Annotated in this window: 21 protein-coding genes; 6 read left to right on the top strand and 15 right to left on the bottom strand. The window is 62.8% G+C overall.

What is annotated here, in order from left to right:
* The first annotated feature begins 1 nt into the window (after window position 1).
* The 3 genes from ileS to B9Z34_RS04635 all read left to right on the top strand — a co-directional run bounded on the left by ileS (window position 2) and on the right by B9Z34_RS04635 (window position 4,726).
* The gene (gene ileS / locus B9Z34_RS04625; protein WP_108426945.1) at window positions 2-2,857 is read left to right on the top strand and encodes an isoleucine--tRNA ligase; all 2,856 of its coding nucleotides are present in this window, start codon (window positions 2-4) and stop codon (window positions 2,855-2,857) included.
* Between the two features lie 31 nt (window positions 2,858-2,888).
* Window positions 2,889-3,404, top strand: coding sequence for a signal peptidase II (gene lspA, locus B9Z34_RS04630; protein WP_108426946.1), 516 nt, complete (start codon window positions 2,889-2,891; stop codon window positions 3,402-3,404).
* Between the two features lie 173 nt (window positions 3,405-3,577).
* Complete coding sequence (locus tag B9Z34_RS04635; protein ID WP_108426947.1) at window positions 3,578-4,726, top strand: aminotransferase class V-fold PLP-dependent enzyme; 1,149 nt, start codon at window positions 3,578-3,580, stop codon at window positions 4,724-4,726.
* Between the two features lie 95 nt (window positions 4,727-4,821).
* Here the strand turns inward: B9Z34_RS04635 and B9Z34_RS04640 are convergent, their stop codons facing one another.
* Entirely contained in the window at window positions 4,822-5,805 is a 984-nt protein-coding gene (locus B9Z34_RS04640) for a quinone oxidoreductase (protein WP_108426948.1), read from the bottom strand.
* Between the two features lie 123 nt (window positions 5,806-5,928).
* Here B9Z34_RS04640 and B9Z34_RS04645 point away from each other — a divergent pair, with 123 nt between their 5' ends.
* Window positions 5,929-6,828 (top strand): DMT family transporter, encoded by a 900-nt coding sequence (locus tag B9Z34_RS04645; protein ID WP_108426949.1) that lies wholly within the window; start codon window positions 5,929-5,931, stop codon window positions 6,826-6,828.
* A 106-nt stretch (window positions 6,829-6,934) separates the two neighbouring features.
* Here the strand turns inward: B9Z34_RS04645 and B9Z34_RS04650 are convergent, their stop codons facing one another.
* From B9Z34_RS04650 to B9Z34_RS04700, 11 genes are all read right to left on the bottom strand, one after another.
* Entirely contained in the window at window positions 6,935-7,735 is an 801-nt protein-coding gene (locus B9Z34_RS04650; protein WP_108427150.1) for an SDR family oxidoreductase, read from the bottom strand.
* 40 nt (window positions 7,736-7,775) lie between these two features.
* Window positions 7,776-8,684: a DMT family transporter gene (locus tag B9Z34_RS04655; protein ID WP_108426950.1), complete on the bottom strand. Its 909-nt coding sequence runs from the start codon at window positions 8,682-8,684 to the stop codon at window positions 7,776-7,778.
* Window positions 8,684-10,306: a gamma-glutamyltransferase family protein gene (locus B9Z34_RS04660; protein WP_108426951.1), complete on the bottom strand. Its 1,623-nt coding sequence runs from the start codon at window positions 10,304-10,306 to the stop codon at window positions 8,684-8,686. Before B9Z34_RS04660 ends, B9Z34_RS04655 begins: the two co-directional genes overlap by 1 nt.
* A gap of 1 nt (window position 10,307) precedes the next feature.
* Window positions 10,308-11,282, bottom strand: a complete 975-nt coding sequence (locus B9Z34_RS04665; RefSeq protein ID WP_108426952.1) for a tripartite tricarboxylate transporter substrate binding protein — start codon at window positions 11,280-11,282, stop codon at window positions 10,308-10,310.
* Window positions 11,283-11,454: 172 nt separating this feature from the next.
* A complete protein-coding gene (locus tag B9Z34_RS04670; protein ID WP_108426953.1) occupies window positions 11,455-12,966 on the bottom strand; it encodes a tripartite tricarboxylate transporter permease in 1,512 nt (503 codons plus the stop codon).
* 10 nt (window positions 12,967-12,976) lie between these two features.
* Window positions 12,977-13,465 carry a tripartite tricarboxylate transporter TctB family protein gene (locus B9Z34_RS04675; RefSeq protein ID WP_108426954.1) on the bottom strand — a complete coding sequence of 163 codons (489 nt, stop codon included), beginning with the start codon at window positions 13,463-13,465 and terminating at the stop codon, window positions 12,977-12,979.
* A gap of 148 nt (window positions 13,466-13,613) precedes the next feature.
* Window positions 13,614-14,384, bottom strand: a complete 771-nt coding sequence (locus B9Z34_RS04680) for a spermidine synthase (protein WP_108426955.1) — start codon at window positions 14,382-14,384, stop codon at window positions 13,614-13,616.
* Window positions 14,381-14,926 carry a DNA-deoxyinosine glycosylase gene (locus B9Z34_RS04685; protein WP_108426956.1) on the bottom strand — a complete coding sequence of 182 codons (546 nt, stop codon included), beginning with the start codon at window positions 14,924-14,926 and terminating at the stop codon, window positions 14,381-14,383. The genes B9Z34_RS04680 and B9Z34_RS04685 overlap by 4 nt, the downstream gene beginning before the upstream one ends.
* Complete coding sequence (locus B9Z34_RS04690) at window positions 14,923-15,747, bottom strand: TatD family hydrolase (protein WP_108426957.1); 825 nt, start codon at window positions 15,745-15,747, stop codon at window positions 14,923-14,925. The genes B9Z34_RS04685 and B9Z34_RS04690 overlap by 4 nt, the downstream gene beginning before the upstream one ends.
* A gap of 4 nt (window positions 15,748-15,751) precedes the next feature.
* Window positions 15,752-16,447 (bottom strand): lipoprotein-releasing ABC transporter ATP-binding protein LolD, encoded by a 696-nt coding sequence (gene lolD, locus B9Z34_RS04695; RefSeq protein WP_108426958.1) that lies wholly within the window; start codon window positions 16,445-16,447, stop codon window positions 15,752-15,754.
* On the bottom strand, window positions 16,440-17,708 hold the full coding sequence (locus B9Z34_RS04700; protein WP_108426959.1) for a lipoprotein-releasing ABC transporter permease subunit: 1,269 nt from the start codon (window positions 17,706-17,708) through the stop codon (window positions 16,440-16,442). The genes lolD and B9Z34_RS04700 overlap by 8 nt, the downstream gene beginning before the upstream one ends.
* 90 nt (window positions 17,709-17,798) lie before the next feature.
* Here B9Z34_RS04700 and nhaA point away from each other — a divergent pair, with 90 nt between their 5' ends.
* Window positions 17,799-18,986, top strand: a complete 1,188-nt coding sequence (nhaA, locus tag B9Z34_RS04705) for a Na+/H+ antiporter NhaA (protein ID WP_108426960.1) — start codon at window positions 17,799-17,801, stop codon at window positions 18,984-18,986.
* A 135-nt stretch (window positions 18,987-19,121) separates the two neighbouring features.
* The gene (locus B9Z34_RS04710) at window positions 19,122-19,964 is read left to right on the top strand and encodes a phosphatase PAP2 family protein (protein ID WP_233249413.1); all 843 of its coding nucleotides are present in this window, start codon (window positions 19,122-19,124) and stop codon (window positions 19,962-19,964) included.
* A gap of 68 nt (window positions 19,965-20,032) precedes the next feature.
* Here the strand turns inward: B9Z34_RS04710 and B9Z34_RS04715 are convergent, their stop codons facing one another.
* The 3 genes from B9Z34_RS04715 to B9Z34_RS04725 are packed head-to-tail and all read right to left on the bottom strand — an operon-like array spanning window position 20,033 to window position 22,997.
* Complete coding sequence (locus B9Z34_RS04715) at window positions 20,033-21,316, bottom strand: O-acetylhomoserine aminocarboxypropyltransferase/cysteine synthase family protein (RefSeq protein ID WP_108426961.1); 1,284 nt, start codon at window positions 21,314-21,316, stop codon at window positions 20,033-20,035.
* Window positions 21,317-21,323: 7 nt separating this feature from the next.
* Window positions 21,324-21,791 (bottom strand): CoA-binding protein, encoded by a 468-nt coding sequence (locus tag B9Z34_RS04720; protein ID WP_108426962.1) that lies wholly within the window; start codon window positions 21,789-21,791, stop codon window positions 21,324-21,326.
* Between the two features lie 21 nt (window positions 21,792-21,812).
* On the bottom strand, window positions 21,813-22,997 hold the full coding sequence (locus B9Z34_RS04725) for an MFS transporter (protein WP_158268704.1): 1,185 nt from the start codon (window positions 22,995-22,997) through the stop codon (window positions 21,813-21,815).
* Window positions 22,998-23,056: the final 59 nt, after the last annotated feature.

A 23,056-nucleotide genomic window follows, 5' to 3' on the forward strand; every position in this document is an offset into this window, starting at 1 on the left:
CATGACCGACAAAACCCAGAACCCCGACACCCGCATCAACATGATGGACACCCCCTTCCCGATGCGCGGCGACCTGCCCAAGCGCGAGCCGAGCTGGGTGAAAGAATGGAACGACGGCGGTCTGTACAAAAAACTGCGCGCCGCCCGCCAGGGTGCCCCACTGTTCGTGCTGCACGACGGCCCGCCCTATGCCAACGGCAAGCTGCACATCGGCCACGCACTCAACAAAGTGCTCAAGGACATGATCGTCAAGTCCAAGCAGCTCGCTGGCTTTGACGCGCAATACATCCCCGGCTGGGACTGCCACGGCCTGCCGATCGAAAACGCGATTGAAAAACTGCACGGCCGCAACCTGAGCCGCGATGACATGCAGGCCAAGAGCCGCGCATTTGCCACCGAGCAAATCAGCCAGCAGCGCGAAGACTTCAAGCGCCTGGGCGTGCTGGGCGACTGGGAGCGTCCTTACCGCACCATGGACCCGGCCAACGAAGCCGGTGAAATCCGCGCCTTCAAACGCGTGATCGAGCGCGGCTTTGTGTACCGGGGCCTCAAGCCCGTGTACTGGTGTTTTGACTGCGGATCTTCGCTGGCCGAGTTCGAGATCGAATACCAGGACAAACAAAGCGACACGCTGGACGTGGCCTTTGAAACCGATGACGCAGCCAAGCTCGCTGCCGCCTTTGGCTTGACGGCACTGCCCGCGGGCCAAAGCGGCTTTGCCGTGATCTGGACCACCACCGCCTGGACCATCCCCGCCAACCAGGCCCTGAACGCCCACCCCGAGCTGACCTATGCGCTGGTGCAAACCGACAAGGGCTGCCTGGTGCTGGCCGAATCGCTGGTGGAAAAATGCCTGGAGCGCTTTGGCCTGCAAGGCGGCACGGTGCTGGCCACCGCCAAAGGCACGGCGCTGGGCGGCCTGAACTTCCGCCACCCCTTGTACGACGTGAACGAGGGCTACAAGCGCCTGACTCCCGTGTACCTGGCCGAATACGTCAGCGACAGCGACGGCACAGGCCTGGTCCACTCCTCGCCCGCATACGGCGTGGACGACTTCAACTCCTGCATCGCCAACGGCCTGAAGTACGACGACATCCTCAACCCGGTGCAAGGCAATGGCACCTACGCGGCCGACTTCCCCCTGTTCGGCGGCCTGCACATCTGGAAAGCCATTCCGATCATCCTGGACGCCCTGCGGGGCGCGGGCCGCTTGCTGTCCACCGTGACCATCACCCACAGCTACCCGCACTGCTGGCGTCACAAAACGCCCGTCATCTACCGCGCCGCCGCCCAGTGGTTTGTGCGCATGGACGAGGGCGAGGGTGTGTTCACGAAGGACAAAGCGCCCAAAACCCTGCGCCAGCTGGCGCTCGACGCCATCGAGCAAACCCAGTTCTACCCTGAGAACGGCAAATCGCGCCTGCGCGACATGATCGCCAACCGCCCGGACTGGTGCATCTCGCGCCAGCGCTCATGGGGCGTGCCCGTGCCTTTCTTCCTGCACAAGGACAGCGGCGAGCTGCACCCGCGCACCATGGAAATCCTGGACCAGGCTGCGGACATCGTTGAAAAAGGCGGTATCGAAGCCTGGAGCCGGGTGACGGTGGAAGAGATGCTGGGCGCACAAGACGCGCCCCACTACACCAAGAGCACCGACATCCTGGAGGTCTGGTTTGACTCGGGAAGTACCTTCCAGCATGTGCTGCGCGGCAGCCACAAGTATGCTTACGGCGTGCCGCCGTTTCACAACGAAGGTCCTGAGGCCGACCTGTACCTGGAAGGCCACGACCAGCACCGCGGTTGGTTCCACTCTTCGCTCTTGCTGGGCTGCGCCCTGTACGATCGCGCGCCTTACCGGGGCCTCTTGACCCACGGCTTTGCCACCGACGGCCAGGGCCGCAAGATGAGCAAGAGTTTGGGTAACACGGTGGACCCGCAAACCGTGACCAGCAAAATGGGCGCTGAAATCGTGCGCCTGTGGGTGGCGTCCACCGATTACTCGGGCGACCTGAACATCGACGACAAGATCCTGGCCCGCGTGGTCGATGCCTACCGCCGCATCCGCAACACCTTGCGTTTTTTGCTGGCCAACGTGAGCGACTTCGACCCGGCGCTTGATGCCGTGCCCGATGACCAGCTGCTGGAAATCGACCGCTTTGCGCTGGCCCGCGCTGCCCAGTTGCAGGCCGACATCCGCGCCCACTTCGACATGTACGAATTCCACCCCGTGGTCTCCAAGCTGCAGATCTACTGCTCGGAAGACCTGGGCGCGTTCTATCTGGATGTGCTCAAGGACCGCCTGTACACCACCGCGCCCAAGTCGCTGGCCCGCCGCAGTGCGCAAACCGCGCTCTACCGCATCACCCACGGCATGCTGCGCTGGATGGCGCCCTTCCTGTCCTTCACCGCCGAAGAAGCCTGGAGCACCTTTGGCCAGTCGGAGTCCATCTTCCTGGAAACCTTCAGCGACTTCGGTGCGGCCGATGCCGCGTTGCTCACCAAATGGGCCCGCATCCGCGAAATCCGCGACCTGGTGAACAAGGACATCGAAAACCTGCGCTCTGCTGGCCAGGTGGGGGCCTCGCTGCAAGCCGAGATCACGCTCACCGCGCCTGCCGCTGACCACGCCTTGCTGGCCAGCCTGGGCGCGGACATCAAGTTCGTGTTCATCACCTCCAAAGTCACTTTGCAGGCGGGCGATGCATTGGCCGTGCAAGTAACGCCCAGCCAAGCCACCAAATGCGAGCGCTGCTGGCACTACGCGGACGACGTGGGTGTTGATACCGCCCACCCCACGATCTGCGGCCGCTGCGTGAGCAACCTGCACGGCGCGGGCGAAACCCGCCAGGTCGCCTGAAATTCAAGCACCCACCACACAAGGCAAACCCATGGCCAGCTCCAGAAAATTCGGCAAAGGCGGCTCCGGCAAAAGCCCCGGCATGGCGCTCTGGCTGGGCATCGCCCTCTTGGTGCTGTTGATCGACCAGTTCACCAAGGTGCTGGTGCTGGGCGCCTTTCAGCTGGGCGACAGCACGCCCATCACCTCGTTTTTCAACCTGGTGCGGGTGCACAACCACGGCGCGGCGTTTTCGTTTCTGGCGGGTGCTGGCGGCTGGCAGCGCTGGTTTTTCACCGGCATCGGCGTGGTGGCGGCCCTCTTCATGGTCTGGATGCTGCGCTCGCACGCGGGCCAAAAACTCTTTTGCCTGGCCATCGCGCTCATCCTGGGCGGAGCCATTGGCAATGTGATTGACCGCCTGCTGCACGGCTACGTGGTCGACTTTCTGGATTTTTACTGGGGTGGCTGGCACTTCCCGGCCTTCAATGTGGCCGACAGCGGCATCAGCGTGGGTGCGGCTCTGCTGATCCTGGACGAAATTTTGCGGGTCCGGCGCGGGCGTTGAGCCACACCGCCTGCACCTTCAACCCCACCGAGTTGGCCAATGGGCGGTGCGGAGGGCCGATTTGCTGGCGGGAAGCGACTGATGAGGCCATCTGCACCGCCCGGTGGCCAACACCCACAATGGCCAGATCTCATGTAAGCTGGTCGACCTGATTGAAAAACACGGAGATCCCCATGCCCGGATTGCTGCCCCACATCGACCCCGATGGTCTGCTCGAATTCTCGGTGGTCTACACCGACCGCGCCCTGAACCACATGTCCAAGCGCTTTGGCGGCGTGATGACCGACATCTCGCGCATGCTCAAAACCGTGTACGGCGCGCACTCGGTCGCGCTGGTCCCCGGCAGCGGCACCTTCGGCATGGAGTCGGTGGCCCGCCAGTTCGCTACTGGCCAGCATGTGATGGTGATCCGCAACGGCTGGTTCAGCTTCCGCTGGACGCAGATTTTTGACATGGGCCAGATCCCCAAGAGCCACAGCGTACTCAAGGCCCGCCGCATCGCAGACGGCGCGCAAGCGGCCTGGGCTCCGGCCCCGATCGCCGAAGTGACCGCCGCCATAGCCGCCGAAAAACCCGCCTTGGTGTTTGCCCCGCACGTCGAGACTGCGGCCGGCATGATCCTGCCCGACGATTACCTCAAGGCCGTGGCCGATGCGGTGCATGCCGTGGGCGGCCTGTTCGTGCTCGACTGCATCGCCTCGGGCGCGATGTGGGTGGACATGAAGGCCACAGGCGTCGATGTGCTGATCAGCGCCCCGCAAAAAGGCTGGAGCAGCTCACCTTGCTGCGCCATGGTCATGATGAGCGCACGTGCCCGCCAGGCCATCGACAACACCACCAGCACCACCTTTGCCATGGACCTCAAAAAATGGCTGCAGGTGATGGAGACCTACGAAGGCGGTGGCCACATGTACCACACCACCTTGCCCACCGACGCGCTGCAGCGCCTGCAGGAAGCCATGCTGGAAACCGAGGCCTACGGCTTTGCCAAGGTGCGCGAAGAGCAAATGACGCTGGGCCGCGCGGTGCGCGCCTTGCTGCTGGAGCACGGCTTCCCCAGCGTGGCCGCGCCCGGCTTTGAAGCACCCGGTGTGGTGGTGAGCTACACCACCGACCCCGAGATCCAGAGCAGCAAAAAGTTCCTGGCCTTGGGTCTGCAGACGGCCGCAGGGGTGCCCCTGCAGTGCGACGAGCCCGCCGACTTCCGCACCTTCCGCATGGGCCTGTTCGGTCTGGACAAGTGGCACCAGGTGCCGCGCACGCTGCAGCACCTTCGCGATGCGCTGGAAACCATTGCACCGAAGGCCAAGTTGGCGGCCTGATTCAGGTCAATCGCCCAATAAAAAAACCGCTGCCCTCTCAGGTCAGCGGTTTTTTCATCTTGGGCCGACGCTGGTCAGCGCCAACGCCTCGACCATCACAAAGTGATGATGGTGCAACCCGTGGTCTTGCGGGCTTCCAGTGCCTTGTGGGCCTCCTGGATCTGCGCCAAAGGGAAGGTCTGTTCGATATGGATCTTGACCTTGCCGCTGGTCACTGCCTCGAACAGTTCATCGGCCATGGCCTGTGTGTTTTCGCGTGTGGTGATGTGGCTGAACAAGGTCTGGCGTGTCACATAGATCGAACCCTTGTTGCCCAGGATGCCGGGGGGGAACGGCGGCACAGGGCCTGAGGCATTGCCAAAGCTGGCCATCAGGCCAAACGGGGCCAGGCAGTCGAGCGACTTGTCCCAGGTGTCTTTGCCCACCGAGTCGTACACCACTTTCACGCCCGCGCCGCCCGTGATCTCTTTGACCTTGGCCTGAAAGTCTTCGGTGGCGTAGTTGATGCAGAACTCCGCGCCATTGGCTTTGGCCAGTGCGCACTTGGCATCGCTGCCCGCCGTGCCGATCAGGCGCAGGCCCAAAGCCTTGGCCCACTGGCAGGCGATCAGGCCCACGCCGCCAGCAGCGGCATGGAACAGCACAAAGTCACCTGCTTTCAAGCCGCCCTGGGGCAGCGTGCGCTTGAGCAAATATTGGGCTGTCAGGCCCTTGAGCATCATGGCCGCGCCTGTTTCGAACGAGATCGCATCGGGCAGCTTGCACACGCACTTGGCAGGCATCACACGCACTTCGCAGTAGCTGCCGGGTGGCTGGCTGGCGTACGCTGCGCGGTCACCCACCTTCAGGTGCGTCACGCCTTCGCCTACGGCCTCAACCACACCCGAGGCTTCCATGCCCAACTTGAGCGGCATGGGCAGCTGGTACAAGCCGCTGCGCTGGTAAACGTCGATGAAGTTCAGGCCAATGGCCTTGTGGCGGATGCGGATCTCGCCGGGACCGGGTTCGCCCACGGTCACATCGACCAGTTTCATGACTTCGGGACCACCGTGTTGATCGATCTGGACTGCAAGGGTCATGTGAATTTCTCCTGAAAGTGTGAAAGCAAACGATGCGTGACTTTGCCACGAATCACGAGCCGGCGTTCGGGGTGGGGACAGGTCGGCGACAGCGGGAAAACCCGAATGCCGATACAGTGCCGCATGTCCCAAAAACTCTCTCCCGGCACGGCCTTGATGCTGACCGTGCCCCCCCTGCTGTGGGCTGGCAACGCGGTCATCGGCCGCTTGGTCAACACCCTGGTGCCGCCCATCACACTCAACCTATTGCGCTGGGCCGTGGCCTTCGTGATTTTGTTGCCGCTGGCTTCCTGGGTTTTGCGCCGCAGCAGTGGGCTATGGCCCCACTGGCGGCGTTTTGCCTTGCTCAGCTTACTGGGCGTGGGCTGCTACAACGCGCTGCAATACCTGGCGCTGCAAACCTCCACCCCACTGAATGTGACCTTGGTGGCCGCCAGTGGCCCGGTCTGGATGCTGGCCATCGGGGCGCTGTTTTTTCAGGCTCCGGTGCGCCGCGCCCAGGTGTATGGCGCAGCGCTGTCAATCGTTGGAGTGCTGGTGGTGCTGTCGCGAGGCGACTGGGCGCAGCTTTTGGCCGTGCGCCTGGTGATTGGCGATTTGTTCATCTTGCTGGCCGTGGCGTGTTGGTCCTGGTACAGCTGGCTGCTCAGCCGCAAGGACGAGCCCGAAGCCATTCGCCAGGACTGGGCCGCATTTTTGCTCGCGCAAGTGGTGTTTGGCCTGGCCTGGTCCGGCCTGTTTGCGGGCCTGGAATGGGGTTTGACCGATGCCCACATCACCTGGGGCTGGCCACTGATCAGCGCCTTGGCTTTTGTGGCCATCGGCCCGGCCGTGCTGGCCTACCGCTGCTGGGGCCTCGGCATCCAGCGGGCAGGCCCCGCAGTGGCCGGCTTTTTTGCCAACCTCACACCGCTGTTCGCGGCCATCTTCTCGGCGGCTTTTCTGGGCGAGCTGCCACAGTTGTTTCACGCGCTGGCGTTTGCAATGATCATCGGTGGCATTTGGGTGTCGTCACGGCATTGAAAGCACGATGCCAGCTGAGATTCGCGAGCAAGGGCTCGCCACGCAGGGATGACCCGCCGGGCTGCCCCTGCAGCCGAATGTCTGAACCCGGACAAGGCACCCGGGCTTAAAACGTCCCGGCGTAAGACCCACCATCGGCCAGCACGTTCTGGCCCGTCATGTAGGCCGCATGCTGGCTGCACAGAAAGGCGCAGATCGCGCCAAACTCCTGCGGGTTGCCATAACGGCCCGCCGGGATTTGCGCTTGCTGGATCGCACGCAGCTCTTCCACCGTCTTGCCCACCTTTTGCGCCATGACGGGCAGGGTCGAGCGGATGCGGTCGGTGTCGAATTTGCCGGGCAGCAGGTTGTTGATGGTCACGCCTTTGGCGGCGATGGCGCTGCGTGAAGCCCCGGCCACAAAACCCGTGAGGCCACTGCGGGCACCGTTGGACAGGCCCAACACGTCGATGGGCGCTTTGACGGCGCTGGAGGTGATGTTCACGATGCGGCCAAAACCACGGGCAGCCATGCGGTCCACCGTGGCTTTGATGAGTTCGATGGGCGTGAGCATGTTGGCATCGATCGCCTTGATCCAGGCCTCGCGATTCCAGTCGCGGAAGTCGCCGGGCGGTGGGCCGCCTGCGTTGGTGACCACGATGTCATAGTCCTTGCCGGGGCCGCCGGGCACATTCCAGATGGCTTCGCGGCCAGCTTCGGTGGTGATGTCCACCGCCACGCCGATCAGCTGAACCTTGCCGCCTGTTTCGGCACGCAAGTCATCGACGGCTTTGTTCAGCACCTCGCCGCCACGTGCCACCATGACCACATTCACGCCTTCCTGCGCCAAAGCCCGTGCGCAACCCCAGCCCAAGCCTTTGCTTGCGCCACCGACCAAAGCCCATTTGCCTGCGATGCCCAAATCCATGTCAATCTCCAAAAAGTTGATGTTGTGCGACCCACGGGCCTCATGACGGTACACGGCCAGCAGGCCGCGTGACCCAAAACACACCGCTCAAGACCAGCAAGGTCCCGGCAATGATCCAGATGTTAAAGGGTTCGTCCAGCAACCACACGCCCATCAACAAGGTGGACATAGGGCCAATCATGCCGGTTTGCGCGGTGAGCCCCGCACCGATGCGCTCGATCGCCATCATGACCAGAAGTACCGGCAGCACCGTGCAGGCGATGGCGTTCAACAATGACAGCCACAGCACCTGTTCGGGCACCTGGGCACTGGCCATCGGCTTGAGCAGCGCAAACTGCAGAATACAGAAAAAACAGGCCACGGTGGTGGCCAACCCGGCCAGGCGCAAGGCCCCCAGGCGCTGCACCATTTGCCCGCTGTAGGTCAGGTAGGTGGCATAGGTGATGGCACTGAGCAACACCAAAAACGCCCCCAGCGCGGCATGCGTTCCGGCCAGACTAACTTCATGACCAAACACCAACAACACCCCGGCATAGCTGATGGCCATGGCCACGCCTTGGCGGTGTGTGATGCGCTTCTTGAACAGCACCCAACCCAGCACCAGGACCAAGGTGGGGTTGAGGTAAAGGATCAAGCGCTCGAGTGAGGCGCTGATGTACTCCAGCCCCCAGAAGTCCAGAAAGCTCGACAGGTAATAACCACAAAAGCCCAAACCCACCACGCCCAGCCAGTCGCGCCGGGTCAAGGCCGCTTTGCCACGCCCGGCCCACCAGGCCATGAGCACAAACCAGGGCAATGCAAACAGCATGCGGTACATGACCAAGGTCACCGCATCCACACCATAGCGGTAAGCCAGCTTGACGATGATGGCCTTGCCGCTGAATGCGATGGAGCCAGTCATCGCCAGCAAAAGTCCTGTGCTCAGTTGCGGGGCTGGGCTCACCGCCATCAAAAGCCCACTGCTTGACCGTCGCGCCGCGGGTCACTGGCTACTTGGTAGCCTTGCACGGCCGGATCGCCCATGCGCCAAATGAACTGGCCAGCGCCAAAGTCCTGGTAGGAGTCGTTGATGATGTCGAGCTGGTGGCCGCGTGCGATCAGCTCTTGCACGGTCTGGCCATTCATTGCCGCTTCGACGTTGATGTTCAGGCCCGTGTTGAAGCGCCAGCGCGGTGCGTCGCAGGCCGCTTGCGGGTTCTGCCCGTAGTCGAGCATGCGCACCAGGGTTTGCATGTGGCCCTGCGGCTGCATGTTGCCGCCCATCACACCGTAGCTCATCACAGGCTGACCGTCTTTGGTGAGGAAGGCCGGGATGATGGTCTGGAACGGCCGCTTGCCTGGCATGACCAGGTTGGCGGGGTTTTGGCCTTGCAGGTCGGTGCTGAAACCATGGCCCCGGTTTTGCAAGCTGATGCCGTAAGTGGGTTCGACCACGCCCGAGCCAAAGCCCATGTAGTTGCTCTGGATGAAGCTGATCATCATGCCGTTTTCATCGGCGGCCGTGAGGTAAATCGTGCCGCCCTTGACCGGGTTGCCCGCCTTGAAGTCTTGCGCCTTTTTCATGTCGATCAGCTTGGCGCGGCTGGCCAGATAAGCTGGGTCGAGCATTTGCTCGGGCGGCAGCTCCATGAAGCGCGGGTCGGCCACGTAGCGGTACACGTCGGCAAAAGCGAGCTTCATGGCCTCGATCTGCAGGTGCTGCGAATCGGCGCTATCGACCTTGTGGCTGGCCAGATCGAAGTTGGACAGGATGCCCAATGCGATCAAAGCGGCGATGCCTTGGCCGTTGGGCGGGATCTCGTGCAGGGTGTAGCCCCGGTAGTCTTGCGCCATGGGCTTGACCCACTCGGGCTTGAAGTCGGCCAGGTCTTTGGCGGTGATGCTGCCGCCGTTCTCTTTGGCGAATTTTTCAATCGCTTCGGCGATCTCACCGCCATACAGCGCCTGGCCTTTGGTGGCGGCAATGGCCTTGAGTCCACGCGCCGCGTTCTTGAACTGGAACAACTCGCCCACTTGCGGCGCACGGCCCCAGGGCAAAAAGCTTTGTGCAAAGCCCGGTTGCGACTGCAACTCTGGGGTGGCGGCCGCCCACTTTTGCTGCACCACCACGGGGATCAGATAGCCGCGCTCGGCCACCTCGATGGCGGGCTCCATCAAATCGGCAAAAGGCAGCTTGCCAAAGCGGTCGCTCAGGGCCACCCATCCAGCGACGGCACCAGGCACGGAGACCGAGTCAAAGCCGCGCTTGGGCGGTGTTTTGGTCTCGGCGCCGTATTTGTGGTGAAAGTATTCCGGTGTCCAGGTGGCGGGCGCGGGGCCAGACGAGTTGAGGCCGTGCAGTTCTTTGCCGTCCCAAAGAATGGCAAACGCATCCGAGCCCAGGCCGCAGCTGACCGGCTCGGTCAGGGTGATCACGGCGGCAGCGGCGATGGCGGCATCGACCGCGTTGCCACCCTTGAGCATCATGCGCAAACCCGCTTGCGCGGCCAGCGGGTGAGAGGTGGACACCACATTGCGCGCAAACAGCGGCAAGCGGGTGCTGGTGTAGGGGAACTGGTAGTCGAAGTTCATGTCATTCCAAGGTGATCTTGCGTTCGGTGATGATCTTTTTCCACTTGGCCGACTCTTTGGCCAGCATGGCGCTGAACTGAGCGGGCGTGCCCCCCACGGGCTCAATGCCCAGGCGTTGCAGCTTGTCGATGACTTCCGGGTCCTGCAGCACTTGGTTGGCCGCTGCGTTCACACGGCTCACCACTTCGGGTGGCAAACCTTTGGGACCAAACAAACCAAACCAGGTGTTGGACTCGTAGCCGGGCAAGACTTCGGCAATCGGTTGCACACCGGGTGCCAAGGCGGTGGGTTTGAGGGAGGTCACACCCAAGGCACGCAAACGGCCATCGCGCACATGCGGCAGTCCAGTGGGCAAGCTGTCAAACAAGACATCGACCTTGCCACTGACCAGATCGGGAATGGCCAAGGCTGTGCCCTTGTAGGGGATGTGCACGACAAACAGATCGGCCTGCGCCTTGAACAGCTCCGCCGACAACTGCACGATGGTGCCGTTGCCGCTCGACGCGTAGTTCAAACGGCCAGGGTTCTTTTTGGCGTAGTCGATCCACTCCTTGACCGTTTTGGCCGGAGAGCTGTTGGGCACCAGCATGATGCTGGGCGCATTGCCCACCTGGCTGATGGGGGTGAAATCCTTGACCGCGTCGTAGGGCATGCGCGGGTTCAAGTTGGGACCGATCGAGTGGGTGCTGGAGGTGGACAGCAGCAAAGTGTAGCCATCGGGGCTGGCCTTGGCCGCCAGATCGGAGCCCAGCGTGCCGCCAGCACCCGGGCGGTTTTCCACCACCAGGGAAGCGCCCATTTTTTCGCTCAGCTTTTGGGACAGCGTGCGGGCAAACAAATCGGTGGCCCCGCCCGCCGGGAAGGGCACGATCAAGCGCACAGGTTTGGTCGGGTAGTTCTGGGCTTGCGCACCGCCCCAAACCAGCAAAACAAGTGCCGAAGCGCACAGGCTGCGGAGCCAATTTCTTTTTTCCATGGGAACACTCCTCCAAGGGACCAATTTGCCAAATATTGAACAGGCCATTTTGGCAGACGCCGCACGCCGGCGCTGCGCCCAAGTGACAAGACCACGCAGCCTGAACACGAATTGCAGCCACCAAAGACAACGGCCTCCGAAGAGGCCGTTGACTGCGTTCAGGCCCAAGCCATCAGTCTTCGACGAAAGCCTCTTCGCGTTTGGACTTGATGGACGGCAGCGTCACGATGATCAGCAGCAGCACAGCCGCCGCCAGCAAACTCGCTGACAAAGGACGCGTGACGAACACGCTCCAGTCGCCACGCGACAAGAGCATGGCACGGCGCAGGTTTTCTTCCATCATCGGGCCCAGAATGAAACCCAGCAGCAAAGGCGCGGGCTCCATGCCGAGTTTGATGAAGCCGTAGCCCACCACACCGAACATGGCCACCATCCAGATGTCGAAGGTGTTGTTGTTGGTCGAGTACACACCGATTGCGCAAAACAGCACGATGGCCGGGAACAACCAGCGGTAAGGCACCGACAGCAGCTTGATCCAGATACCGATCAGAGGCAGGTTCAAGATCACCAACATCGCATTGCCGATCCACATCGAGGCGATCAGACCCCAGAACAACTCGGGGTTGCTAGTCATCACCTGAGGGCCAGGCTGGATGTTGTGGATGGTCATCGCACCCACCATCAAGGCCATCACGGCGTTGGGCGGGATGCCCAGGGTCAGCAAAGGGATGAAGGAGGTTTGCGAAGCCGAGTTGTTGGCGGATTCGGGCGAGGCCACACCACGGATGTTGCCTTGACCGAAAGGCACTTCGCCTGGACGGAGTTTGGTTTTCTTCTCGATGGTGTAGGCCGCAAAAGCTGCCAACAAAGCACCGCCACCGGGCAAGATACCCAGAGCCGCGCCCAGGGCGGTACCACGCAAAACAGCAGGCGTCATATTTTTGAAGTCTTCAGCAGTGGGCATCAAACCCGTCACTTTGGCGGTGAAGACTTCTCGATCTGCTTCTTTTTGTGAAAGATTAGAGATGATTTCGCCGTAACCGAACACGCCCATGGCGATGGTGATGAAACCTACACCGTCGGTCAGCTCAGGAATATCGAAGCTGAAACGGGCCACACCCGAGTTCACGTCGGTACCAATCAAACCCATCAACAAGCCGAGCACGATCATGCCCACGGCCTTGACCAAGGAACCCGAAGCCAGCACCACGGCACCGATCAGGCCCAAAACCATCAACGAGAAGTATTCGGCAGGGCCGAACTTGAAAGCCACTTCGGTCAGGGGGCCAGCGAAGGCGGCCAAAACCAAGGTGCCTACGCAACCGGCAAAGAAAGAACCCAGACCCGCCGCTGCCAAAGCAGGACCGGCACGGCCTTTGCGTGCCATCTGGTAACCATCGATCATGGTCACGACCGAGGAAGCTTCACCCGGCAGGTTGACCAGAATCGCAGTGGTCGAGCCACCGTATTGGGCACCGTAGTAAATACCGGCCAACATGATCAGCGCAGCCACAGGGGGCAGCGCATAGGTGGCAGGCAGCAGCATCGCGATGGTCGCGACCGGGCCAATGCCTGGCAAAACGCCAATCAGCGTGCCCAAAAGGCAACCGATGAGCGCGTACAGCAGGTTCTGAAAGGTGAATGCGACCCCAAAACCCAGGGCGAGGTTGTCAAACAATTCCATGGTTTTCTCCTCAACCTGTAATGAATGTGGGCCAGACGGGGAACTGCAACTTCAGCAGCAGCACAAAAGCGCCATAACTGCCGATGGACAGGATCGTGGCCAGGATCAAGACTTCTTTGAGATTGAAGGTGTCACCCGCCAGGCTCACCACCAAGGTGGTACCAAAAATCGCGACGATCAGGCCCATGGCTGGCACACCGATGCTCGGCAGACCGCCCAACAAAATGCCGAACAAGACGTTGCCAGCGATGATGAAGAACAAGGGCTTCCAGGCCCAGGAACCGATCTTGTCCCCGTCCTGTGTCTCCACCGTCAAGGATTTGAACATGACGAAAGCACCAATCACTGCCAGCAAGATGCCCAGGAGCAAGGGAAAGTAACCAGGACCCATGCGGGCACCTGTGCCCACGGTGTAATTGGTGGCACCGTAAGCGAAAGCCGAGCCTGCAACGGTGTAGAACAGGCCGGAAAAAAAGTCTTTTTGACTCTTGATGTTCACGAGATATCTCCTCTGATTTGAGTTGGAGTGATTCTCCGCGAACAAGTCCTCAGGCTGGATGTGGGTTACACCTACGCAAGCAGCCCTTCGGACTCATGGTTTACCCTTAATTTTTCAACTTATGCACCCCAACCGGGCGGGCGTGCACTCATTTGGCGAGGGGTTTGAACACCTTGAGCCATTTGCTGGCAGGCAGGCCCCATTTTTCTTCGATCGCGCTGGCGGCCTCCAGCAAAGCATCCCGCGTAGGCCGGCTGGCGGTGCGCTGCGCCAGCACGATGGCGTTGCCCTCTCGCGTGGGTTTAAAAATCCAGACCGCGTCTTCGCCAAAGGCGGCGCAGATTTTCTCCACGCTCTCAGCGTAACTCGACGAGCGCCCAAACAGGTTGACCGTCATGCAGCCTTGCGGGGTGAGCAGCTCGCGGCAATGGCGGTAAAAGTCGGGCGTGTCCAGCACCGGGGCGGCGGCTTCTTCGTCGTACAGGTCCACCTGCAGCGCATCGACCGTGCCGTGCCATTCGTCTTTCTGGATTTCCAGCAACGCGTCGGCCAGCACCACGCGCAGGCGTTCGTCGTCAGGCGGCAAACGGAACCAGCCCCGGCAAGCGTGCAGCACGCCCGGGTTCAGCTCCACAGCGGTGCAGGTCATCTTGAGCTTTTTGTAGCAAAACTTGGTGATCGTGCCCGCCCCCAGCCCCAGCTGCATGGCGTGCGCGCCTTTGACCTCGTCGTGCGGGAAAAACAGCAACCAGCCAAACATGCGCTGCACATATTCCAGCTCGATGTCGAAGGGCCGGTCCAGAAACATGGAGCCCTGAATCCACTCGGTGCCCAGGTGTAGGTAGCGGATGTCGCCGTCTTCCGAGAAATTGACTTCGGGCAGTGCAAGGGTGGAGGCAGAGGATTTTTTTGGGGTCATGGGGTCAGCACCGCCCGCCAGGCGGTGAGTTTGTGTTCAAAGATCCAGGACGCATTTGCGGGACTGGTCGATGGTAGGCGATGCAGCGAGACACGCCCGGCCAGACCGGCTTGGGCCAGTGATTTTTCGACCGCTTTGGCGTGGCGGTAACTCTCGCCGCCGTTGTGGGCGATGGCACTCAATTGCGGGCAGCGCTGCAACAAGGCCGGAAAGTCGTTCAGCTGCGCATGGCGGATGACGCTGTCGAGGCTGCCTTGGCGCTCGCACTCGGCGTAGACATCCCACACCCCCACGCCCTGGGCCAGCAGGCACTGACAGCGGCGGGCGTAGTCCCGGTCTGCAGGCCAAGGGGCATCGGGCCACAGGGCCTGGACGATGCGCCAGAAATGGTTTTGTGGGTGGGCGTAATACTGCTGCAACTGCAAAGACTTGACGCTGGGAAAACTGCCCAGCACCAGCACACGCGTGCCCGGCCCCACCAAGGGAGGCAAACCCTGCAAACGGGGGCTGGCCGATGACACGGTTGGCGCAGAGCTGCTCATGCGGCCGCCAGTTGGGGCAAGGCACGCTGCGCGTTGGCGCTGGTGGCGACTGCCAGATCGGCCAGGCTCAAGCCCCGCAACCCAGCCAGCACCTGCGCGATGCGCGGCAGCTCGGCCGGGCTGTTGCGCCCCTGCGGCACACCCAGCGCCCGCTGCTCGGCGGTCTGGTAGAGCCACTGCGGCGGGATGTCGGGCGCATCGGTCTCCAGCACCAGCGCGCTCAGGGGCAGTTCGCTGGCCAGGCGACGCAGCTGCAATGAGCGCTCGTAGGTCAGCGTGCCACCAAAACCCAGCGCGAAGCCCAGGTCCACAAAGGCCTCGGCCTGTTGGCTGCTGCCATTGAAGGCGTGCGCGATGCCGGAGATCACCGGGCACTGGCGCAAACCTTTGAGCAACAAATCGGCCGAGCGCCGCACATGCAGGATGACGGGCAGGCCGTGCTTTTGGGCCAGCTTCAGTTGCGCGGTGTAGAACCCCCATTGCCGCTCGCGCATGGGGGGCTTGCACAGTTCGGTCACAAAAAAGTCCAGCCCGATCTCGCCCACGGCCACCAGGCGCGGGTCATCACGGCGCTCGGTCAATGCGCGGTCCAGCGCCTGCAAGTCGGCTTCTTGCGCTTGCGGCACATACAAAGGGTGGATGCCCAAGGCGTAGGCGTCGCCATGCCGCTCGGCCAATCGCGCCACCTGGGGCCAGTGCGCGGCGTGCACCGCCGGGATCACGCAGCGCGTCACACCTGCAACGCGAGCCGCTTGGCGCACCGCATCGCGGTCGGCGTCAAATTCGGCCGCGTCCAGGTGGCAGTGCGTGTCGATCCACATCCTGTCAAACAGGCGCTTGCAACACGCCCTTGACCAAATGAAGCTGCCGGTCGCAACGCGCCGCCAGAGCCTGGTCGTGCGTGACCACCACAAAAGCGGTGCCGCGCTCACGGGCCAGTTGCAGCATCAGCGCAAACACGCCGTCGGCGGTTTCGCGGTCCAGGTTGCCCGTGGGCTCGTCGGCCAGCACGCAGGCCGGGTCGTTGACCAAGGCGCGGGCCAGCGCCACACGCTGGCGCTCGCCGCCCGACAACTCCGAGGGGCGGTGGTGCAAGCGCTCACCCAAGCCCACGCGCTGTAACCAGCCCGTGGCCACGGCTGCGGCTTGGGCTCGGTCAAGCCTGCGAATCCACAGCGGCATGGCCACGTTGTCCAGGGCGCTGAACTCGGGCAGCAAATGGTGGAACTGGTAGACAAAGCCCAAATAACGGTTGCGCCACTGGCCTTGCTCGGACGCGCTCAGGGCCGACAACAGCTGACCTTTCAGTTGGACCGCCCCTTGCGTGGGGACATCCAGCCCACCCAGCAAATGCAGCAAAGTGCTTTTGCCCGAGCCCGAAGCGCCCACGATGGCGAGTGTTTCGCCCGCGTGCACGGCCAGGTCCACACCTTGCAGCACCGTCACATCCAGGCGCCCTTCGGAAAAGCGCTTGGTCAGGCCCTGGGCCTGCAGCACCACGGGGTTTTGCATCTCATTCATAGCGCAGCGCCTCCGCCGGGTTGACCTGGCTGGCACGCCAGCTGGGGTAGAGCGTGGCCACAAAAGCCAGGACCAAAGAAATGATGGCCACAGGCAGGATGTCGCTGGCCAAGGGCTCGCTGGGCATGCGGCTGATCAGGTAAATGTCGCGCGGCAAAAAGCTGGCGTTGAACAGCTTTTCCAGCGCAGGCACGATCACATCGATGTTGAAGGCCACCAGCAGCCCCAAGCCCAAGCCACTCATGGTGCCGATCACGCCCACGGTGGCGCCCTGCACGACAAAAATGCCCATGATGCTGCGGGGGCTGGCCCCCAGCGTGCGCAAGATCGCGATGTCGGCGCGTTTGTCCGTGACCGTCATCACCAGCGTGCTGACCAGATTGAAAGCCGCCACCGCCACGATGAGTGTGAGGATGATGAACATCATGCGTTTTTCAACCTGCACGGCGGCGAACCAGGTTTTGTTTTGCTGCGTCCAGTCGCGCACAAAAAACTGCGGTCCCAAGTCCAGCTGCAGATCCCGCGCCACCTCACGCGCCTGGTGCAGGTCGTGCAACTTCAGGCGCACGCCGCTCGGTCCTTCCAGCCGGAACATGCGGGCAGCATCCTCAACGTGCATGAGTGCCAGCGCCGAGTCGTATTCGTAGTGGCCAGACGAGAAGGTGCCGACCACGCCCATTTGCTTCATGCGCGGCACCACGCCTGCGGGCGTCACCTGGCCAGAGGGTGACACCAGGGTCACCGGGTCGCCGTTTTGCAAACCCAGGTTGTTGGTCAGATCGCGGCCCAGCACCAGACTGAACGCGCCCGGCTGCAGGCGCTGCAGCACCCCGGCTTGGGTGTCGTTCGACAAATCGCTGACTTCGGGCTCCAGCGCCGGGTCGATGCCGCGCACCAGCACGCCCTTCATATCCTCGCCCCGCGCCAGCAAGGCCTGCGCGGTGATGAAGGGGGCCGCGCCCAGCACCTGCGGGTGCGCCTTCAAGCGGGACAGCAAGGCAGGCAAATCGGCCACGGCCGCGCCATCGGCGGCATAGACCTCGATGTGCGAGACCACGCCCAGCATGCGGTCGCGCACCTCTTTCTGAAAGCCATTCATCACGCTCAGCACGATGATGAGCGCCGCCACCCCCAGGCCAATGCCCATCATGGACACCCCCGAGATGAAGGAGATGAAGCCGTTGCGCCGGGTGGCCCGGCCTGCTCGCGTGTAGCGCCAGCCCAGCACCAGCTCGTAGGGGATGTTCTTGAAAAAAGCCATAAGCCACTATTGTGCAATGCCAGCCCGACAAGCCCCCACCGGGGGCCCGTGAAATGTGAACGCGCAGCCCCCATTGAGGACAATGGCCCGATGAAAACCCTTCCAAACTCCGCTGTCGCACGCTTTTTTGCCCAAGAGTCCGCCCCAGGCATCGTCCTGGCCCTGGCTGCCTTGGCGGCTTTGCTGGTCAGCAATTCGCCCTGGGGGGCCTGGTACCAGTTTTTTCTGAGCATCCCCGGCCAGGTGCTCATTGGCGATCAGGCCCTGGTGCTGTCCAAACCTCTGGTTGTGTGGGTCAATGACCTTTGGATGGCGGTCTTCTTCTTTTTGGTGGGGCTGGAAATCAAACGGGAGTTCCTGGAAGGCGAGCTCTCAGGGCCAGGCCAGCTGTTGCTGCCCGCTGTGGCGGCACTGGGGGGCATGCTCATGCCCGCATTGATTTACACCACCATCAATTGGGGGGACAGCACGGCCTTGCGCGGCTGGGCCATACCGGCGGCCACCGACATTGCGTTTGCTTTGGGCATCGTCGCCTTGCTGGGCTCGCGGGTGCCTGTGTCGCTCAAGGTGTTTCTGACCGCTGTGGCCATCATCGATGACCTGGGCGCGATCGTTGTCATTGCGCTGTTCTACACCGCCAACTTGTCCTGGCCCATGCTGGCGGGCGCACTGTTGTCGGGCGCAGTGCTCTTCGTGCTGAACCGCCTGCGCATCACCCGGGTCGATGTTTACATCGTGGTGGGCCTGTTGATGTGGGTGTGCGTGCTCAAGTCCGGGATCCACGCCACGCTGGCCGGGGTCATCACGGCGCTGGCCGTCCCCATGCGCGATGCGCGTGGCCAGTCACCTCTGGCCAGCATCGAACACGGCCTGCACCCCTGGGTGGCCTTTGGGGTCTTGCCGATGTTTGCCTTCACCAACGCGGGTGTGGTGCTGGACGGGGTCAGCTTCAGCACCTTGATGTCACCTGTGCCACTGGGCATCGGCCTGGGTCTGGTCGCGGGCAAAGCCATCGGGGTCTTTGGCGCGGCACTCCTGATGGTCCGCAGCGGCCTGGCCCAAGCGCCTGCCCATGCGTCAACCCTGCAACTGTTGGGAGTGAGCATGTTGTGCGGCATCGGTTTCACCATGAGTTTGTTCATTGGCGGTTTGGCTTTTGCCGGGCTCGGCCCGCAGTTTGAACTCCAGCTCAAACTGGGGGTGCTGGGTGGCTCGCTCGTGGCAGGTGTGTTGGGCACTTGGCTGTTGCGCACCCACCACCGCTCGCACGCCCGATGACCTCAAGGCACAAAACCCGGCATGGTGTTTCCACTTAAAAAGTCGCAGCGGTGACGATTTTCAGCACGGCTCCGGTCTGAAATTCCGATGGCCCCATGAGACATCGGGCCCCACTGCACCACCAAGGAGACCCCTGTGATCACACGCCTGATGCCCCTGTGCGCCCTGGCCGCTGCCGCCCTGCTCTGCGCCTGCCAAACCGCCCCAGTCCAAACCGCTGTCCCACCGACCTCACCCGAAGTGGTGGGCGAATTCCGCAAAGGCTCAGGCTACCTGCACGGCTACATCGACCGCAAGGAGCTGCCCGACAGCCTGGCCCTGGTGCCGCCCCCACCCGCCCCCGGCTCGGCCCGCCAGGCGGCCGATCTGCAACTGCACCAGCAAACCCGGGCCCTGCGCGACACGCCGCGCTGGACCTACGCTTTCAAGGACGTGAACCTGAAGTTCCCCGAAGCCGCTGGGGTGTTCTCATGTGCCCTGGACATGCCCATCTCGCAAGAGGCCACGCCCCACCTGAACATGCTGCTGCGCCGCAGTCTGGTGGACGCGGGCTTTGCGACTTACAAAGCCAAGGACCACTACAACCGCAAGCGCCCCTTTGCCGAACTGGGTGAAACCACCTGCGCCCCCAAGGAAGAAGCCCACTTGTCGAAAGACGGCTCCTACCCCTCGGGCCACGCGGCGCTGGGCTGGGCCTGGGGCCTGATCCTGGCGGGCCTGGCCCCGGACAAGGCCAATGCCTTGCTGCAACGCGGCCACGCCTTTGGCGATAGCCGCATGGTGTGCGGCGTGCACTGGCAAAGTGACCTGGAAGCCGGGCGCGTGGTGGGCGCTGCCGCCGTGGCCCGACTGCAGGCCGACCCGGTGTTTCAGGCCCAAGCCCAGCTGGCCAAGGCCGAGATTGCGCAGGCCCGGGCCAAAGGCCTGAAATCAGACCGCCAGGATTGCGCGGCCGAAGCTGCGGCCCTCAAGCGCTGACAAACCAAGGCCTGTGGTTTTCACAGCTCGATGGCTCCAGCCCTGACCAGTGCTTTTGCCAAGGCTGTTCAGCGGCTGGCCTTGTCCAGCGCCTGGTCGATGTCCCACAGGATGTCGTCCAGATTCTCCAGACCCACCGAAATGCGCACCATATCGGGCGGCACGCCTGCGGCCAGTTGCTGGGCTTCATCGAGCTGACGGTGCGTGGTGCTGGCCGGGTGGCTGATCAGGGTGCGGGTGTCGCCGATGTTGACCAGGTGGCTCATGAACTGGGCCGACTCGATGAACTTCACGCCTTGCGCCAAGCCGCCTTTCACGCCGAACGAAAACAGGCCCGAAGCGCCGCGCATCTGCCGCTGCATCAGGGCGTGCTGTGGGTGGTCACTCAGGCCGGGGTAGTTGACCCAGGCCACGCGCGGGTCGGCCTGCAAAAACTTCGCCACACCCAAAGCGTTGTCGCAGTGCTTGCTCATGCGCAGCGGCAAGGTCTCAACACCCTGCAGAATCTGCCAGGCGCTCATGGGGCTGAGCGATGCGCCAAACACGCGCAGGCTTTCCATGCGGCAGCGCATGGTGAAGCCGAAGTCGCCAAAGGTCTCGTAAAACTTCACGCCGTGGTAGCCCTGCGAGGGCTCGGTCATGCCCGGATACTTGCCGTTGTCCCAAGGGAATTTGCCGCCTTCGACCACCACGCCGCCCAGCGTGGTGCCGTGCCCGGCCAGGTATTTGGTGGCCGAATGCACCACGATGTCGGCGCCCAGCGCCAGCGGGTTGCACAGCAGAGGGCTGGGCACGGTGTTGTCGATGACCAGCGGCACACCGTGCGCATGGGCCACCTCGGCCACGGCGGCGATGTCCAGCACCACCATGCTCGGGTTGCCCAGACTCTCGGCATACACCGCTCGGGTGTTGGGACGCATGGCAGCGGCAAAGGCCTCAGGCTTTGTCGCGTCCACAAAAGTGGTTTCGATGCCAAACTTGGCCAGGCTGGTCGCCAGCAGGGTGACCGAGCCGCCGTACAAGGCCCCGGCCGCCACCACATGGTCACCCGATTGCAAGATGGTCATCAGCGCCATGGTTTCGGCCGCCATGCCCGAGGCACTGGCCACCGCAGCGCGCCCGCCTTCGAGCGCGGCCACACGCTCTTCGAGCACCGCCACCGTGGGGTTGCTCAGGCGCGAATACACATTGCCAAAGGTCTGCAGGTTGAAGAGCGATGCCGCATGCTCGGCGCTGTCAAACACAAAGCTGCTGGTCTGGTAGATCGGCAAGGCGCGTGCGCCTGTGGCCGCATCGGGGATTTGCCCGGCGTGGATGGCCAGGGTCTCGGGGTGGAATTGGCGGTCGGTCATGGTCTTTTTATACCAGCCGCCGCGCCGAGATGATGCCGGTGTTCACGCCCACCCAGTTCAGGCCGCCAAACAGCCGGGCGTGTTCGATCTTGACGCAGCGGTTCGTCACCGAATCCATGCCCGCCTGCTGGGCCAGCGCATCGGCTTGCGTGTTGGCCACGCCCAGCTGCTGCCAAAGACATTTGGCGCCGATCTGCACCGCCTGCTCGGCGATTGGCAGCACATCGTCGCTGCGGCGAAACACATCGACCATGTCCACCTGGAAGGGGATGTCGCCCAGGCTGGCGTAACAGGTCTCGCCCAGCACAGGCGTGCCCGCATAGCGGGGGTTCACGGGCACGATCTTGAAACCGTGCGACTGCATGTACTTGGCAGCAAAGTAACTGGGCCGATGCCATTCGGCTGACAGGCCCACCACCGCGATGGTGTGGCAGCTTTTGAGGATGCGCCGCAGCGCGTGCAAATCGTTGTGCATCAGGTGCTTCTTTCTCAAAAATCAATACCGCGCTTGGCCGCAGCGTTTCATTTGCCGTGAGGCCCAGGTGGCCATCAGCGACAGCACGCCGCACACGGCCATCACGCCCAGGTAGTGCCCACTGAAATCAAAGGCTGCCCCAGCCAGCACAGGGCCCAGCAAATTACCCAGCGCCGCGCCGCTGTAGAGCGTGCCCACCACGCTGGCCACCGAACGGCCACCAAAATAATCCATGCAAATGGCGGGCAAGAGCGACACGATGGAGCCATAGCTCAGGCCAAACCACAGCGCAAACACCAGCAGCAGGGCCTGCCCGCCCGCCGCGCCCCACAGCAGATACGACGCGCCCATGGACAGTTGCATCAGCACCAGCGTCTGCGCCCGGCCCAGCCGATCGGCCACCACACCGATGGCAAAGCGCCCCACCAGACTGCCCACGCCAATCAAACCCACCAGACCCACGGCAAAAGCTTCGCCCAGGCCCAGATCGCGCGCCGAGGCGGACACATGCGCAAAAGGAATGAACATCACCGGTGAGGCCAGCACCGTGGCCAGGTAGAGCCATCGGAAAGTGGGGCTGCGCAAGGTCTCGCGCAAGCTCAGGCCTGTGGCCGAACCGCCCGCACCGCTTGAGGTGTTGCTCGGTGCACGCTTGAGCAAACCCGCCGCCAACAAGCCCAGCACCAACACGGCCAAGGCCAGCAGCTGCATGGCCTCGCGCCAGGGCATGGGCCCAATCGCCATGGCCACCAGTACAGGCACCAGCAAAGTGCCCGCCCCAACCCCCGAGCTAGCAATGCCCCCGGCCAGACCCCGGCGGGTGGTGAACCAGGGCTGCACGCTGGCGATCGACGGCGTGTAAACCAGCGCAATGCCGAAGCCCACCAGCAAGCCGTAGCTGACATACACCGCCAGCAAGGACGAGGCCCAGCTGGTGGCCAGCAGGCCCAGCGCAATGAACATCATGCCTGCCGAGCACACGATGCGCGGCCCGAAGCGGTCGGCCAGCATGCCACCGCCCGCGCCCAGCACAAAGTAGACAAAGCCTGACAGGCCAAAAATCCAGGACACATCAGCCCGCTGCGCCGAGAACTCGGTCGCAAACGACTCAAAAAACGCCGCAAACGAGTACGACACCCCAAAGATCAGCGCCAGGCACACAAAGGTGGCCCAAACCACCACCCAAGCATAGGGGGTTTCTTTCATGCGGTCTCCGTACTTTTCAAAGGTGTTGGCCATTGTGCCTTCAAGAGATCGGCAGGTCT

This window comes from Limnohabitans sp. Hippo3, assembly GCF_003063665.1.
Taxonomy (GTDB): Bacteria; Pseudomonadota; Gammaproteobacteria; order Burkholderiales; family Burkholderiaceae_C; genus Limnohabitans_A.